This is a genomic window from Alicyclobacillus fructus, assembly GCF_017329605.1.
GTDB lineage: Bacteria > Bacillota > Bacilli > Alicyclobacillales > Alicyclobacillaceae > Alicyclobacillus > Alicyclobacillus fructus.
The window spans coordinates 1-287 of record NZ_JAFMTY010000104.1 but is presented as its reverse complement, the minus strand read 5'-3'; the positions used below and the strand labels follow the sequence as shown (position 1 = coordinate 287).

Sequence of the window (287 nt, the reverse complement as noted above, 5' to 3'; positions counted from 1 at the left end):
GGAGGCTTCCCTCCCAGTATTCTCGGCGCTGGAGGTCTTCACGTCCGTGTTCGGGATGGGTACGGGTGTTGCCCCTCCGCTGTGGTCACCAGACCGGCTGCGTTCATCGCTCGCTCGGAGGGCTTCGGCCTTCGGCCTGCAGATCTCCTCGCTCGCGATTCACTACGCCTCGGATGCCCGTTTGCGAAGTCTTCGTGGCGAGTCGCTGGCTTTACGCGCCCGCGCACGTCTCGCTTCGCTTCAGGCTCAGCTTGGCCCTTGCCACCGTGCATAGGGAGCCTTCCAGG

Annotated in this window: 1 rRNA gene; it reads right to left on the bottom strand. The window is 64.8% G+C overall.

Going from position 1 to position 287, the window contains the following annotated elements:
* Positions 1-93, bottom strand: a 5S ribosomal RNA gene (gene rrf / locus J3481_RS14500); the annotation flags it as partial.
* Between the last annotated feature and the right edge of the window lie 194 nt (positions 94-287).